This is a genomic window from Marivivens aquimaris (assembly GCF_015220045.1).
GTDB lineage: Bacteria > Pseudomonadota > Alphaproteobacteria > Rhodobacterales > Rhodobacteraceae > Marivivens > Marivivens aquimaris.
Map to the genome: position 1 here is coordinate 1,015,298 of NZ_JADBGB010000001.1, position 14,601 is coordinate 1,029,898.

Sequence of the window (14,601 nt, forward strand, 5' to 3'; positions counted from 1 at the left end):
CGCGAAGTCGGGGTAGTCTGCGGGAAATTCACAGAGGATTCACCCGCATGGAATACGCGACCATCAAGCTCACACTGGCCGACAATGCGGCGACGATCCGTCTGAACCGTCCGGACAAGATGAACGCGCTGAACTCGCAGATGCGGGCGGAACTGACTCACGCGATCAAGGATATGAGCACTAAGGCCCGTGTGATCGTGCTGACGGGCGAGGGGCCTGCGTTCTGTTCAGGGCAGGACCTCGGGGACGGCAAATCCATTGCTCCCGATGACCTGCCGCGCATCCTCGAAGACGAATACGTGCCGATGCTGAACGCGATTTACGACTGCCCTGTGCCGGTCATCGCGGCGGTCAACGGCGCAGCGGCGGGTGCAGGTGCGAACCTTGCGCTGGCTTGTGACGTGGTGATCGCAGCGGAAAGCGCTGTGTTCATCCAGGCGTTTACCCGTATCGGCCTGATGCCCGACGCGGGCGGGACGTGGTTCCTGCCGCGCCAGATCGGCATGGCGAAGGCGATGGGGTCGATGCTGTTCGCCGACACGATCACAGCACGCAAGGCCGCCGACTGGGGCATGATCTACGAAGCGATCTCGGACGAAGGGTTTGAGGCGTACTGGCAGACCCGTATTGCGCAACTCGCCTCCGGCCCGACCGAAGCCTATCGCTCGATCAAGCAGGCCGTCCGCGCGAGCTACGGCAACACGGTGCAGGAGCAACTGCTGCTGGAGGCCGAGCTTCAGGGCGTTTGCGGCAAGACCACCGACTTCAAAGAGGGCGTGATGGCCTTCCTCGAAAAGCGTCCCGCGAAGTTCCAAGGGAAGTAAGGCAAACCGTCATCGACGCGCAGGCTGACGCTGGGGTACCTTGGCGTCAGTAGTTGCGAGTGACGTGTGATGCCCGAAGAGACCCGAGAAGACCTGATCCGTTCCTATTACCGCGTGCGGACCGCGCTTGGGCTTCTGGGTTTGTCGCTGCCGGTGACGCTCATTGTCGGCGGCATTCTCCCGCTCGGGCATATCGAGCCGTCGATTTCCGACTATTACCACACGGTCCTGCGCGACATCTTCGTCGGGACCATGTGCGCGATTGCGCTGTTCCTGATCTCCTACAGCGGCCATCGCCGCGCGATGGGGGAGCGGATTTCCGACAACTTCATGACGACCTGCGCGGGGATCGCGGCCTTCGGCGTTGCGTTCTTTCCCAACGAAGGGCCGGAGGGCACGGTGGCGTCGTCGCTGGCGCAGGTGGCTTTGGGCCGCGATCTGGCGGCAACGGGGCATTACACCTCGGCGGTGATCTTCTTCACCTGTCTGGCCTATATGTGCCTCGCCAAATTCTCGCGCACGGCCAGGCCGTTCCGCCGCCGCATCTATAAGGCCAGCGGGTGGTGCATCGTTGTGATGACCTTCGCCATCATCGCGGCGTCCTACGTGAAAATCAGGCTCACGGGCGCACTGCATGACTTCGTCGTCGATTGCATGCTGGTGCTGTGGTTCGAAGCGATCGCGATCTGGGCGTTCTCGATCGCGTGGCTGACCAAGGGCAGGGCGGAGATGTCGATCGTCAAACTGGTGAAGCGCCGCCCGAGCGCAGTACCGACCCCCGCAGAATGAAAAAGGCCGCCCGAAGGCGGCCTTTTGAGTGATTAGCGCTTGTCGAGCGGCGTGTAGTCGCGTGCCATTTCGCCGAGGTACAGCTGGCGCGGACGGCCGATCTTGAGCTGCGGATCTGCGAGCTGTTCCGACCACTGCGAAATCCAGCCGACGGTACGGGCCAGAGCGAAGATCGGGGTGAACATCGAGGTCGGGAAGCCCATCGCGTCGAGGATGATGCCCGAATAGAAGTCCACGTTCGGGTAGAGCTTCTTTTCCTTGAAGTACGGATCCTCCAGAGCGATGCGCTCCAGTTCCTTCGCAACCTGAAGGGTCGGGTTGTCTTCGATGCCGAGCAGGTCGAGCACTTCGTCAGCCGACTGCTTCATGACCTTCGCACGCGGGTCGAAGTTCTTGTAGACGCGGTGACCGAAGCCCATCAGGCGGAACGGATCGTTCTTGTCCTTAGCGCGCTCGATGAATTCCGGAATGCGGTCGACCGAGCCGATTTCACGCAGCATTTCCAGACAAGCCTGGTTCGCGCCGCCGTGTGCCGGACCCCAGAGGCAGGCGATGCCGGCTGCGATACATGCGAACGGGTTTGCGCCCGACGACGAAGCAAGGCGAACGGTCGAGGTCGACGCGTTCTGTTCGTGGTCGGCGTGCAGGGTGAAGATACGGTCCATCGCGCGGGCGAGGATCGGGTCGACTTTGTACTCTTCCGCCGGAACGGCAAAGCACATGTGCAGGAAGTTCGCCGCATACGACAGGTCGTTGCGCGGGTAAACGAACGGCTGGCCGATCGAGTACTTGTAGGCCATCGCAGCGATGGTCGGCATCTTCGCGATGAGGCGGTGCGATGCGATCTCGCGCTGGCGCGGGTCCGAGATGTCGGTGGAATCGTGGTAGAAGGCCGACATGGCGCCGACAACACCAACCATGGTCGCCATCGGGTGGGCGTCACGGCGGAAACCACGGAAGAAGTGGTGCATCTGCTCGTGGATCATGGTGTGGTTGGTGATGGTGTTGACGAACTTCTCGTACTCCGCCTTCGACGGCAGTTCGCCGTGCATCAGCAGGTAGCAGACTTCGAGGTAGTTCGACTGTTCAGCCAGCTGGTCGATCGGATAACCGCGGTGCAGCAGCTCGCCCTTGTCACCGTCGATGTAGGTGATGGTCGAGTCGCACGAAGCGGTCGAGGTGAAGCCCGGATCGTAGGTGAAAACGCCGGCTTGCGCGTACAGTTTACGGATGTCGATGACATCCGGACCGCCGGTCGGCGAAAGGATCGGCAGTTCGTAATCCGAGCCGTCGATATTCAGCTTAGCGGTCTTGTTGTTCTCGGCCATTCTTTATCCCCTATGTGGACCCGTGGGCCGGATGGCCCGCGGGGGGTGGTCGTAGTCACCGCCTTAACGACACGAAATACATGTCGTCTTAGGCAGTTACATCGTTCAACCGGGCGAGCGTCTCGTCGCGGCCCAGAACGAGCATCATGTCGAATACACTAGGCGAGACCGCGCGACCGGCAAGAGCGGCGCGGAGAGGTCCGGCCAGCTTACCCAGTTTGGTGCCGTTAGCTTCGGCGACCTGCGCGACGATCCCCTCCAAGGTCTCACGCTCCCAGCTAGCATTTTGCAACTGCGGCGTCAATTCACTCAGTATACCACGGGATACCGTATCGAGGGCAGCTTCGGCCTTCTCGTCCAACTCAAGCGGGCGCTGCGCAAGGATAAAGTGTGCTTTTTCAACCAGTTCACCCAAAGTCTTCGCGCGATCTTTCAGGCAGTACATCGCGCGAGACATACCGTCGCGCTGTGCATCCGTGAACGGCTCCTGTCCGGATGCCGCAAGGTAACCCTCCAATTCTTGCAGCAGTGCAGCGTCGTCCGCCGCCGCAATGTGCTGACCGCAGATGTTCGCGAGCTTTTTGAAGTCGAAGCGCGAGGGCGATTTGCCGATTCCGTCGAGGCCGAACCACTCCATCGCCTGCGCGTCGGTGAAGAATTCGTCGTCGCCATGCGCCCAGCCCAGACGGGCGAGGTAGTTGCGCATACCGGCTGCCGGATAACCCATCGCCTGATATTCATCGACGCCGGTCGCTCCATGACGCTTCGACAGCTTCTTGCCGTCGGGGCCAAAGATCAGCGGGATGTGCGCGTAGACGGGCAGATCCCAACCCATGTTGGTGTAAATCTGGATCTGGCGCGCCGCGTTGGTCAGGTGGTCGTCACCGCGGATGACGTGGGTAATGCCCATGTCGTAGTCGTCGACAACAACGGCCAGCATATAGGTCGGCGTGCCGTCCGAACGCAGAAGCACCATGTCATCGAGCTGGTCGTTGCGGATTGTCACATCGCCCTGCACCTGATCGTGGATCACGGTCGCACCATCACGCGGCGCCTTCAGACGCACCACATAAGGCGCATCGGGGTGGTCCGCCGGATCGGCGTCACGCCACGGCGACAAGAACAGGGTCGACCGCTTTTCAGCCGAGGCCGCATCACGGAACGCCTGAATTTCGTCCTGGGACGAGAAGCACTTATACGCCATGCCCTTGGCGAGCATTTCGTTGGCCACCTCTGCGTGACGGCCCGCGCGCTCGAACTGGCTGACGACATCACCGTCCCAGTCGAGGCCGAGCCACGTCATGCCCTTCAGGATCGCGTCCGTCGCCTCGGGGGTCGAGCGTTCGCGGTCGGTATCCTCGATCCGCAGGAGGAATTTGCCACCGCGTCCACGGGCGTACAGCCAGTTGAACAGCGCGGTGCGGGCGGTGCCGATGTGCATGTAGCCGGTGGGCGAAGGCGCGATACGGGTCACGACGGGCGAAGCGGTCATTTCTTTACCTTTTTCTAAGCAAGGTCGGTTTGAGTGAGGGGATAAAGGGCAAGGCAGGTCAGGACAAGTGCAGGTGTGGGATTGGTTGGTCCGGCAGTGGGGTCTTCAGCGGGGATACCTGCCCAATTGGGTGCCCGTGCTGATGGGCTGCGGGGTCGTCTGGTACTTTGGGTTGGGGCGCGATCCATCCGTGACGGAGTGGTCGTGGTTGTTTGCTTGGGCCTTGCTGGCGTGGGTTCTTGGCATCGTGTTTTCGCGCTGGCGGCCTGTGTGGTTCGTCGTTGCGTTGGCGGTGAGCGGAGCACTGTTGGCGGGGTTTCACGCCAACCGCCTTGCCGCGCCGCAACTGACGTTCCGCTACTATGGGCCGATCGTCGGGCGGATCGTGCACATCGACCAGTCGCAATCGGGCGCGGTCCGTTTGATGCTCGATCAGGTGGTGCTGGAGCGGATGGGACCGGACCGCACGCCGGAGCGCGTCCGCGTGTCCCTACATGGCGATCAGAACTGGATGGAGCCCGAGATCGGCCTGCGCGTCGGGATGACGGGGCACTTGTCGCCGCCCTCCGGTCCGGTCGAGCCGGGGGGCTACGATTTCCAGCGCAGCGCTTGGTTCGACCGGCTGGGGGCCGTCGGCTACACCCGCACGCCCGCCGTGGCGATCGCGCTGCCGGACCGCTCGCACCCCATTGCCGCCTTCCGCCATCACCTGTCCGAGGTCATCCGCGCCCATATGCCCGACCGGACCGGAGGCTTCGCTGCGGCCATCATCACAGGCGACCGCTCGACGCTGGACGAGACGGCGGTGGAGGCACTGCGGGCCACGAACCTCGCGCACCTTCTGGCAATTTCGGGCCTGCACATGGGCCTGCTGACAGGGTTGGTCTTCGGCGGCGCACGCTTGTTGTTCGCGCTCTTTCCGCCCGTCGCGCTGCGCTGGCCGACCCGCAAGATCGCTGCCGTTTTGGCGATTATGGCGGGCGCGGGCTACCTCGTGCTGTCCGGAGCCAGCGTCGCCACCCAGCGAGCCTTCGTTATGGTCACGGTCATGTTCATCGCCGTGCTGCTAGACCGCCGCGCGATCTCCATCCGCTCGGTCGCCGTGGCCGCGACGTTGATCCTGATCGCGGCCCCTCAGGAAGTCATGGGCCCTGGATTCCAGATGTCTTTCGCCGCGACTGTGGCACTGGTCACAGGCTTTCAAGCGATGCGCGGACGGTTCCCGAGAGCACCGAAGCTCTTGCGCCCGCTGGTCGGCGTCATCGCGTCATCCGCGCTCGCGGGCCTCGCCACCGCGCCGTTTTCCGCCGCGCATTTCAACCAGATCAGCCACTATGGATTGATCGCCAACGTCCTCAGCGTGCCGATGATGGGCGCGGTCGTCATGCCGTCCGCCATCGCAGCGCTGGTCCTTGCGCCCTTGGGCCTTGAATGGATCGGGTTCGCGCTGATGGACTTCGGCCTTGGCTGGATTCTAACGGTCGCGGAAACCGTGGCGAGCTGGCCCAAACCCGTGACGTTCATCGTCTCGCCGAAGCCGGCCGTCTTGGGCCTCATGGCGTTCGGAGGGCTGTGGTTTGCCATCGCGCGGGGGTATTTCCGTCTAGCTGGGCTGGCTCCGATGGCACTGTCCGCCGTCCTCTGGTCCCAGACCGAGCGCCCTTATATCCTGATCTCTGACACCGGAGGCTTGGTCGGCGTAATGACAGCCGAGGGCAGGGCGCTGAACAAACCCAAGGGCGACGGCTTCTCTGCCGAAAACTGGCTGCAGAATGACGGAGACGGTGCGGCGCAGGACATCGCGGCGGGGCGCATTGCTGAGAACTCACCGATCCGCGCCATTTCGGGAAAACGGTCACTTGAGACCCTGCAAGACTGCGGCGGAGCGCGCTACCTCGTCACCAACCAGCCCGATGCCGGAGAGCGCCCTTGCGAGACCTTTGATCTCAGCCGCCTGCGCCAGACAGGCTCGGTCGCCATATATGAAAACGGGCGGATCGAGACCGCCCGTCAAATCACCGGTGAGAGGCTTTGGAACGGCGGCGCAGCGCCGCTCACCCTCAGTAGCTTCGGATCAGACCGACGAGGCGGCCCTGAACCTTGACCTGATCGTCGCGCAACATCCGCGTCTCGTAGGCGGGATTCGCCGCTTCCAGTGCGATCATGCCTTTCTGGCGGCGGAAGGTTTTCAGCGTTGCTTCAGCATCTTCGACCAGCGCCACGACGATATCGCCGTTATCGGCAGTGGTGGTTTCGCGGATGATCACCACGTCACCGTCGTTGATACCGACCTCAATCATCGAGTCACCGCGGACTTCTAGCGCGAAATGGTCGCCCTTGCCGACCATGGTCTGCGGGATCATCACGTTGTGGCTGATCTCGGAAATCGCTTCGATCGGCACACCGGCGGCGATGCGGCCCATGACGGGTAGTTCGATCACGCCAATCGCCTCGACCATTGGTGCGGGCTTCGGCTTGTCCGCTTTGCCGCCGTCGATAACCTCGGGCGTGAAGCCGTGCTTTTCCTGCAGGCTTTCGGGCAGCTTCAGGATTTCGAGCGCGCGGGCGCGGTGTGCAAGGCGGCGGATAAATCCGCGTTCTTCCAATGCGGTAATTAAACGGTGGATGCCGGATTTCGACCGCAGATCCAGCGCGTCCTTCATTTCATCGAAAGACGGCGGCACACCATCGCGCTGCACGCGCTTATGGATGAATTCGAGCAGGTCGAGCTGTTTTTTGGTCAGCATGGGGCATCCTTGCACAGTTTCGCGGTTTGGACCGCGTTTATTCTATGTTCTACCCATGTTCCCGTTTTGTGTCAACAATTCCGTTCACAGTGGAACGATTTCAACGACTTCGCCTTTCTGGCGCGCCTCGTCACCGATGGGGCGGATCACGAGGCAGTTCGCCTCGGCCATGACGGTCAGCAGCGAGCTGTCCTGCGATCCGGCAATGGTCACCTCGTCGCCTTCGATCGTGGCGCGCATGTAGTGCGTGCGCGGCCCGTTTTTCGGGGTGTCGTGGGCGAGGCGGGCGGTGCGGGTCGCGGGGAACACGTCCTCCAGCCCCTGCATCCGCTTGACCAGCGGGATGAGGAACAGCAGCGCGCAAACGATGGCGGACACTGGGTTGCCCGGCAGGCCGAGGTAAGGCGCGCCATGCGGAAAACGTCCTGCAATCAGCGGCTTACCGGGCCGCATGGCGATCTTGTAGAACGACCGCTCAACGCCGAGCGCATCGCTGACTTTGCCGACCAGATCGTAGTCGCCGACGGACGCGCCGCCGATGGTGATCGCGATGTCGCCGGTCATGGCCTTCATCGCTTCGGTGATCGCCTCTTCGGTGTCGGCGGCAATCGGGTGGATGTGCGCGATGCCGCCAGCCTGTTCGACCAGCGCTTTGATCGCGAAGAGGTTAGACGCGATGATCTGGTCGCGGGTCGGCACTTCGCCCGGCATGACCAGTTCGTCGCCGGTGGCGAGGATGTCGACCACGGGGCGCTTTGCCACGGTCACGCGGTCGACGTTCATGGCGGCCAGAAGTGCGAGGTCGATAGCGCTTAGACGGCGAGGGGCCTTGAGCGTGAAATCGGACGGGAAATCAACGCCTTCGGGGCGGATGTTCGGGCCGTCACCGAGGTTGGGCTGGATGGTAATCGTGTCGCCGTCGCGGGAGATGTCCTCTTGAATGACGACGTGGTCGGCCCCTTCGGGCACGGGTGCACCGGTGAAGATCCGGACCGCTTGGCCCGCTTGCAACGTGCCGTCCCAGCCATGACCCGCAGCGGACTCGCCGACGACGGTGAAGCGTGCACCAATGGCGACTTCGCTGTCCTTGACCGCATAACCGTCCATCGCCGCCGAGCGGAACGGAGGCTGCGCGCGGCCGGCCTGCGCGGTGACCGCCAGAACACGCCCCGCCGCGTCAGCAAGCGCGATTTCCTCGGTGCCGACAGTGTCCGCAAGCCCGAGGCAAAGACGCTGCGCTTCCTCGACAGAGATCATGTCATTCCGCCTCGAAGCGTCCGGATTTGCCGCCGTCTTTCATTGTCACGCGGATTCCGCCGATAACCATGTCTTTCTGGACGGCTTTGACCATGTCGTGGACGGTCAGGGCGGCTGTGGAGACGGCGGTGAGGGCCTCCATTTCGACGCCGGTCTGGCCGGTGGTTTTGACGGTGGCCGAGATGCGCACGCCGGGAAGCGCTTCGTCGGCGGTCAGCTCGACCGAGACCTTGGTGATCGGGAGCGGGTGGCAGAGCGGGATCAGCTCTGCGGTTTTCTTGGCGCCCATGATGCCAGCAAGGCGGGCGATGCCGAGCACGTCGCCTTTTTCAGCACGGCCCTCGACGACGAGGGCAAGCGTTTCAGGCGTCATGGTGATGTAGCCCTCGGCCACTGCGATGCGGGACGTCACGGCTTTGTCCGAGACGTCGACCATGTGGGCCTTACCGGCCTCGTCGAAGTGGCTGAGGCCCGACATCAGTATCCTCCGGCGTTCAGCGGGTTGGCGAGCAGAGTGCGGGTCGCGTTCGCAACGTCGTCCTGACGCATGAGGCTCTCACCGATGAGGAAGCTGCGGGCACCGTAGCGGGCCATGTCAGCGAGGTCTTCAGGCGAGAAAAGGCCGCTTTCGCAGACGATCATGCGGTCCGCAGGCACCATGCGCGACAGCTGGCGGGTGGTGTCCAGCGAGGTCTCGAAGGTGTTGAGGTTGCGGTTGTTGATGCCGATCATCGGGGATTTCAGGAGCGTGGCGCGCTCCAGTTCCTCGGCGTCGTGGACCTCGATCAGCACGTCCATGTTGTAGTCGAACGCCGCGGCTTCGAGTTCCTGTGCCTGCGCGTCCTCGACCGAAGCCATGATGATCAGGATGCAGTCGGCACCCATCGCGCGGGCTTCGGCGACTTGGTAGGTGTCGTACATGAAGTCTTTGCGCAGGACGGGCAGTTCGACGGCCTCGCGGGCGGCGATCAGGTAGTCCTCGTGGCCTTGGAAGCTCGGCGCGTCGGTGAGGACGGACAGGCAGGCTGCGCCGCCTTCTTCGTAGGCTTTGGCAATCGCGGGCGGATCGAAGTCCGGACGGATCAGGCCCTTGGACGGGCTGGCTTTTTTGACCTCGGCGATCAGGCCGTAACCTTCGCGGCTGGCGGCCTGAAGGCTCTCGTGGAAGCCGCGGACGGGAGACGCGTTATTGGCGGCATCCTCGACCTCGGACAGCGGGCGGGCCTCCTTGCGCGAGGCGACTTCCTCGAGCTTGTAGGCTTTGATTTTATCCAGAATGGTGGCGGTCATAATTACTCCGGTGGCGGCCGCACATGCGGGGCTGCCAGTTTGGTATTTCAGGCTTCCGACGTGACTTTGGCCAGCATGGTGACTGCGGCCTTCGCGCGGTGGCTATCGATGGATTCAGTTGCGATTTCAACGCCTTCCTTGAGGCTGCTCGCGCGGTCCGCAACCACCAGCGCGGCGGCGGCGTTCAGCAGGACGGCATCGCGGTAGGCACCGGCTTCGCCCTCAAGCAGCGCACGCAGCGCATCGGCGTTTTCCTCGGGTGTACCGCCGAGGATATCGCGCAGACGGTGCACGGGCAGACCGGCGTCCTCGGGGTGGACTTCGAGGCCTTTGATCTCTCCGTCCTCGAGCGCGGCGACCGAGCTGGCGCCGGTGATGGACAGCTCGTCCATGCCGTCGTTACCGTGCACGAGCCACGCCTTTTCAGCGCCAAGTTCTTTCAGCGTCTCCGCCATCGGCCAGATCAGGTCGACTGCAAAAGCACCCGTGAGCTGACGCTTGACGCCAGCGGGGTTGGTCAGCGGGCCGAGGATGTTAAAGATCGTTTTGCAGCCCAGTTCCTGACGCACGGGCATGACGTGCTTCATCGCGGGGTGGTGCATCGGGGCCATCATGAAGGCGATGTTCGCCTCTTTCAGCCCGCGCTCCACGATATCCGCGCCGACCATGACGTTGATGCCCAGCTGGCCGAGCGCATCGGCAGCGCCCGATTTCGACGACACATTGCGGTTGCCGTGCTTGGCCACGGGCACGCCCGCACCAGCGACAACAAAGGCGGTCGCGGTCGAAATGTTCAGCGTGCCAAGGCCGTCACCACCCGTACCAACGATGTCGATCGCGCCCTCGGGGGCGTTCACGGGGATGCACTTGGCGCGCATGGCGGCTGCGGCAGCGGCGTATTCGGACACGGACTCGCCACGGGCGCGCATCGCCATCAGAAGACCCGCGACCTGCGCGTGGCTTGCGCCGCCTTCGAACAGGATTTCGAACGCCTGATTGGCCTGCGCCCGCGACAGCGGACCTTCGGAAGCAGCGTAGATGAGCGGTTTGATTGCGTCGGTCATGCGTTCACCTTCATCTTGGCGATAGTCAGGAAGTTTTCGAGCATCTGGTGTCCGTGCTCGGAAGCGATGCTTTCGGGGTGGAACTGCACGCCCTGGATCGGCAGCTCCTTGTGCTGGAGACCCATGATGGTCCCGTCCTCAAGCTGCGCAGTGACCTCGAGACAGTCCGGAAGGCTTTCGCGCTCGACGACCAGCGAATGGTAGCGCGTTGCGGCAAAAGGCGAGGGCAAACCCGCAAAAACACCTTTGTTTTCGTGATGCATGGTGCCCATCTTGCCGTGGACGATTTCGTGGCAGCGCACGACGTTGCCGCCGAATGCCTGACCGATGGTCTGATGGCCGAGGCACACACCCATCAGCGGCGTTTTCGTCTCTGCCGCAGCTTCGGTCAGCGCAAGGCAGATGCCCGCATCATCGGGGGTCGCCGGTCCGGGCGAGAGCAGGATCGCTTCGGGCTTCATCGCCATTGCTTCCTGAACATTCAGCGCATCGTTACGCCAGACCCGTACGTCAGCGCCCAATTCGCCCAGATAGTGGACAAGGTTGTAGGTGAAGCTGTCGTAGTTATCGATCAAGAGCAACATGGTAGGCCCAACAAGCATTTAGGGGTTTTGCCGGAGACAAAGTCGGCGATATAGTCGGGCCTACACAATCCCGTTCAGCCTCCATCGTCAAGGTGCGGGGGCCACTCCTGATCGGAGAATTGTGAGGGCAGACTACAAAACACGGGGGCACAAACGTGTTACGCGGATTACTAGGTGGAGCAGCGGTCGGCGCAATCGTCGCCGGGCTGGGACTTGCGGCGGCTTCGCTGTTCGTTTCGGTCCCGATTTCGAACGAGGCACCGCAGGTCGAAGACACCACCACGCTGGCCCCAGAGGTCGCCATGCCCGAAGAGCCGACGCTCGAAGTGGAGCCTGTGACGGGCATCCAGATCGAAGCACCCGTGCTGGCCCCGCCGCCCACCGAAACCGAAGCGGAGGTCGAGGAAACACCCGACATGACGCTCTCTGCGGATAAGCCGCAGGTCGACGCCTCGCTCGGCATGGAGCTTGATACCCCGACGGTGAACAGCGATCCTGCGGTTTCTGCCACGGACGAAGATCCCGTGCTGCCAAGCCCGCTCGCCGCCGCGCCCCAAACCCCGCCGAATGAAAGCAACCTGTCGGTCAGCACCGAATCCGCCGTGCCGGTCATCGTCGAAGTGCCGGAAGATGACATGCCCGCCGCCGAAGCCGAAGACGGCGCAGGCGCTGTGCCCTCGACCGACGACACCCCGCTGCCTGACGTCGCTGTGGATCGCCCTGCGGTCGAAGCGCCGGAGGCCGCGCCCGAAACCAACACCGACATCGCAACGCCCACGCCGGAACCCACACCTGTTGTGCCGCGCGAACGCCCGTCGTCCATTCAGGTCGGCGGCAACTCAATGCCGGGTAACTCCGACGGCGTCGTAATCCGGCGCCTCGTGGACGATACAACGACAGAAACCACCGCGACCGAGGCCGCACCCTCGGCCATGAGCGAAGCGCTGGTTGCCTATTCGATCCCGTTCACCGACCCGCTGGAGATGCCGAAACTCTCGATCATCCTGATCGACGAGGGCGCGCTGCCCGACGGCCCGACGCTGGTGCGCTCGATCCCCTTCGACGTGACGGTCGCTATCCCGATGTCGGAGGAAAACGCCGCTCAGAAAATGCGTGATTACCGCAGCGCCGGTATCGAAGTTGTCGCGATCGCCGATCTGCCCGCAGGCGCATCCGCTGGTGACGCAGCCATCTCGATGGAGGCCACCTTCAACGAACTGCCCGAAACCGTCGCGCTCCTTGATATCGGTATCGACGGCGCACAGCCCAGCCGCCAAGCGACCGAAGCCGTCCTCAGCCGCCTCGACGCGGACGGGCGCGGCTATATCAGCGGTGTCGACGGTCTCGGTTCTGGCCTGCGCCTTGCGGATACCTTCGATGTGCCCGCAGTGGAAATTGCCCGCGATCTGGATAGCAACGGTCAGGACGCCACGGTGATCCGCCGCTTCCTCGACTTCGCGGCGTTCCAGACCCGCCAGCAGGACGGCGCAGTGCTGCTCGCTCGTATCCGCGCCGAAACCATCTCGGCCCTGACGCTCTGGGCGACAGCCAACCGCGCCAGTCAGGTCGCACTCGCGCCCGTGTCGGCCATCCTGCTCGAACAGGACTAAAACAAAGGGCGCCTCAATCGGGCGCCCTTCTTCATTCTGACAAAAATACCTTGGGGGAGCGCGTCAGCGCGGGGGCAGAGCCCCCAATCCCTCAACGGTTGCCGCTGCTGGTGAACCGCGAGGCGTCTTCGGCGGCTTTGCGGATCGCGTTCGATTTGTGAACGGTCTCCATGTACTCGGAGTCGGGGTTGGAGTCGTAGACGATCCCCGCACCGGCCTGAATGTACAGCTTCTCGTCTTTCAGAACCGCAGTGCGCAGCGCGATACACATGTCCATGTCACCGTTGGCGCTGAAATAGCCCACACCGCCGCCATAGACGCCGCGCTTTTCGGGCTCCAGCTCGTCGATGATCTCCATCGCGCGGACCTTCGGCGCGCCCGAAACGGTGCCAGCAGGCATGCCCGCAAAGAACGCGGACAGCGCGTCGTGGTCCTCTGACAGCTCGCCCACAACGTTCGAGACAATGTGCATGACGTGGCTGTAGCGCTCGACGATGAACTCTTCGGTCGGGCGCACGGTGCCGATCTTGGACACGCGGCCGACGTCATTGCGGCCGAGGTCGAGCAACATCAGGTGCTCTGCCAGTTCCTTTTTGTCGGCCAGCAGATCGGCTTCGAGCGCGTTGTCTTCTTCGGGCGTTGCGCCGCGCGGGCGGGTGCCTGCGATCGGGCGGATCGTCACGCGGCTGCCGACGACCTGCACGAGAATCTCGGGGCTCGCGCCGATGATCTGGTAGCCGCCGAAGTTGAAGTAGAACATGTAGGGCGACGGGTTTGTGCGGCGCAGCGAACGGTAGAGCGCGAAGGGCGGCTCTTTGAAATCCTGCGTCCAGCGCTGGGACGGCACAACCTGGAAAATGTCGCCCGCGCGGATGTAGTCCTTGGCCTTCTCGACCGCTGCCATGAACCCTTCTTTGGAGAAATTCGAAATGGCAGGGGCCGCGTCATGCGCCTCGCGGAATTCGCGGCTGTCGACGGGCACGGGGCGGTCCATGGCGCGCTGCGCGTCCATCACCCGCTCGGCGGCTTGGGCGTAGGCGGCCTTTGCCGACATGCCGGTGTTCGCCCATGCGGGGGACACGAGGATCACGTCGCCTTTGACGCCATCCAGCACCGCGATCACGGTCGGGCGCATCATCACCGCATCGGGCAGGCCGATGGGATCGGGGTTGGCGTCCGGCAGGCGTTCGACCAGACGGATCGTGTCGTAACCGAGGTAGCCGAACAGACCCGCCGCCGCAGCAGGCAGATCGTGGGGCAGATCAATCCTGCTTTCGTCCAGCAGCTTGCGCAGCGAGGTCAGCGGATCGTCCTGTTCGTCAACGAAAGCGTCCTCGTCATAACGGGCCGAGCGGTTCAGGCGCGCCGTCTCGCCGCGGCATTCCCACACGAGATCGGGGTTCATGCCGATGATCGAGTAGCGACCGCGGATTTCGCCGCCGGTCACGCTTTCGAGCATGAACGCATCTTTACCCGCACCGGCAAGGCGCAGCATCAGCGACACGGCGGTGTCGAGGTCGGCCGCGAGGCGGGTGAAAACGATCTGGTTCTTGCCTGCGTCGAAGTTGGACTTGAACGTCTCGAAGTCGGGGCTGAGCGCCATTTAACAGGTTCCC

General features: G+C 63.2%; 13 protein-coding genes. 4 read left to right on the forward strand and 9 right to left on the reverse strand.

The window, feature by feature from the left end:
• Positions 1–47: 47 nt before the first annotated feature.
• The gene (locus IF204_RS05085; RefSeq protein WP_194095182.1) at positions 48–824 is read left to right on the forward strand and encodes an enoyl-CoA hydratase-related protein; all 777 of its coding nucleotides are present in this window, start codon (positions 48–50) and stop codon (positions 822–824) included.
• 69 nt (positions 825–893) lie between these two features.
• Positions 894–1,613, forward strand: coding sequence for a hypothetical protein (locus tag IF204_RS05090; protein WP_194095183.1), 720 nt, complete (start codon positions 894–896; stop codon positions 1,611–1,613).
• Between the two features lie 32 nt (positions 1,614–1,645).
• Here IF204_RS05090 and gltA read toward each other — a convergent pair whose 3' ends face one another.
• Together gltA and gltX are read right to left on the reverse strand one after the other, a co-directional pair.
• On the reverse strand, positions 1,646–2,941 hold the full coding sequence (gltA, locus tag IF204_RS05095) for a citrate synthase (RefSeq protein WP_194095184.1): 1,296 nt from the start codon (positions 2,939–2,941) through the stop codon (positions 1,646–1,648).
• Between the two features lie 88 nt (positions 2,942–3,029).
• Positions 3,030–4,433, reverse strand: a complete 1,404-nt coding sequence (gene gltX / locus IF204_RS05100) for a glutamate--tRNA ligase (protein WP_194095185.1) — start codon at positions 4,431–4,433, stop codon at positions 3,030–3,032.
• Positions 4,434–4,506: 73 nt separating this feature from the next.
• Here gltX and IF204_RS05105 point away from each other — a divergent pair, with 73 nt between their 5' ends.
• On the forward strand, positions 4,507–6,537 hold the full coding sequence (locus IF204_RS05105) for a ComEC/Rec2 family competence protein (RefSeq protein WP_322743261.1): 2,031 nt from the start codon (positions 4,507–4,509) through the stop codon (positions 6,535–6,537).
• On the opposite strand, the gene lexA is transcribed toward IF204_RS05105, so the two are convergent.
• From lexA to IF204_RS05135, 6 genes are all read right to left on the reverse strand, one after another.
• On the reverse strand, positions 6,494–7,180 hold the full coding sequence (gene lexA, locus IF204_RS05110) for a transcriptional repressor LexA (protein ID WP_167638747.1): 687 nt from the start codon (positions 7,178–7,180) through the stop codon (positions 6,494–6,496). The genes IF204_RS05105 and lexA overlap by 44 nt on opposite strands.
• 84 nt (positions 7,181–7,264) lie before the next feature.
• Positions 7,265–8,437 carry a molybdopterin molybdotransferase MoeA gene (locus IF204_RS05115; RefSeq protein ID WP_194095186.1) on the reverse strand — a complete coding sequence of 391 codons (1,173 nt, stop codon included), beginning with the start codon at positions 8,435–8,437 and terminating at the stop codon, positions 7,265–7,267.
• Between the two features lies 1 nt (position 8,438).
• Positions 8,439–8,915, reverse strand: coding sequence for a cyclic pyranopterin monophosphate synthase MoaC (gene moaC, locus IF204_RS05120; protein WP_194095188.1), 477 nt, complete (start codon positions 8,913–8,915; stop codon positions 8,439–8,441).
• The gene (gene trpC, locus IF204_RS05125) at positions 8,915–9,727 is read right to left on the reverse strand and encodes an indole-3-glycerol phosphate synthase TrpC (RefSeq protein ID WP_194095190.1); all 813 of its coding nucleotides are present in this window, start codon (positions 9,725–9,727) and stop codon (positions 8,915–8,917) included. The genes moaC and trpC overlap by 1 nt, the downstream gene beginning before the upstream one ends.
• Positions 9,728–9,774: 47 nt before the next feature.
• On the reverse strand, positions 9,775–10,791 hold the full coding sequence (gene trpD / locus IF204_RS05130; protein WP_194095192.1) for an anthranilate phosphoribosyltransferase: 1,017 nt from the start codon (positions 10,789–10,791) through the stop codon (positions 9,775–9,777).
• Entirely contained in the window at positions 10,788–11,375 is a 588-nt protein-coding gene (locus IF204_RS05135) for an anthranilate synthase component II (RefSeq protein ID WP_194095194.1), read from the reverse strand. The genes trpD and IF204_RS05135 overlap by 4 nt, the downstream gene beginning before the upstream one ends.
• A gap of 155 nt (positions 11,376–11,530) precedes the next feature.
• Here IF204_RS05135 and IF204_RS20255 point away from each other — a divergent pair, with 155 nt between their 5' ends.
• Positions 11,531–12,985: a divergent polysaccharide deacetylase family protein gene (locus tag IF204_RS20255; RefSeq protein ID WP_194095196.1), complete on the forward strand. Its 1,455-nt coding sequence runs from the start codon at positions 11,531–11,533 to the stop codon at positions 12,983–12,985.
• A gap of 91 nt (positions 12,986–13,076) precedes the next feature.
• Here the strand turns inward: IF204_RS20255 and trpE are convergent, their stop codons facing one another.
• Positions 13,077–14,588: an anthranilate synthase component I gene (gene trpE / locus IF204_RS05145; RefSeq protein WP_194095198.1), complete on the reverse strand. Its 1,512-nt coding sequence runs from the start codon at positions 14,586–14,588 to the stop codon at positions 13,077–13,079.
• Positions 14,589–14,601 lie beyond the last annotated feature (13 nt).

What these genes read in the sequence shown, in the direction of transcription:
- IF204_RS05085 (WP_194095182.1), top strand. Translation starts at nt 48, where the DNA reads ATGGAATACGCGACCATCAAGCTCACACTGGCCGACAATGCGGCGACG.
- IF204_RS05090 (WP_194095183.1), top strand. Translation starts at nt 894, where the DNA reads ATGCCCGAAGAGACCCGAGAAGACCTGATCCGTTCCTATTACCGCGTG.
- gltA (WP_194095184.1), bottom strand. Translation starts at nt 2,941, where the DNA reads ATGGCCGAGAACAACAAGACCGCTAAGCTGAATATCGACGGCTCGGAT.
- gltX (WP_194095185.1), bottom strand. Translation starts at nt 4,433, where the DNA reads ATGACCGCTTCGCCCGTCGTGACCCGTATCGCGCCTTCGCCCACCGGC.
- lexA (WP_167638747.1), bottom strand. Translation starts at nt 7,180, where the DNA reads ATGCTGACCAAAAAACAGCTCGACCTGCTCGAATTCATCCATAAGCGC.
- IF204_RS05115 (WP_194095186.1), bottom strand. Translation starts at nt 8,437, where the DNA reads ATGATCTCTGTCGAGGAAGCGCAGCGTCTTTGCCTCGGGCTTGCGGAC.
- moaC (WP_194095188.1), bottom strand. Translation starts at nt 8,915, where the DNA reads ATGTCGGGCCTCAGCCACTTCGACGAGGCCGGTAAGGCCCACATGGTC.
- trpC (WP_194095190.1), bottom strand. Translation starts at nt 9,727, where the DNA reads ATGACCGCCACCATTCTGGATAAAATCAAAGCCTACAAGCTCGAGGAA.
- trpD (WP_194095192.1), bottom strand. Translation starts at nt 10,791, where the DNA reads ATGACCGACGCAATCAAACCGCTCATCTACGCTGCTTCCGAAGGTCCG.
- IF204_RS05135 (WP_194095194.1), bottom strand. Translation starts at nt 11,375, where the DNA reads ATGTTGCTCTTGATCGATAACTACGACAGCTTCACCTACAACCTTGTC.
- trpE (WP_194095198.1), bottom strand. Translation starts at nt 14,588, where the DNA reads ATGGCGCTCAGCCCCGACTTCGAGACGTTCAAGTCCAACTTCGACGCA.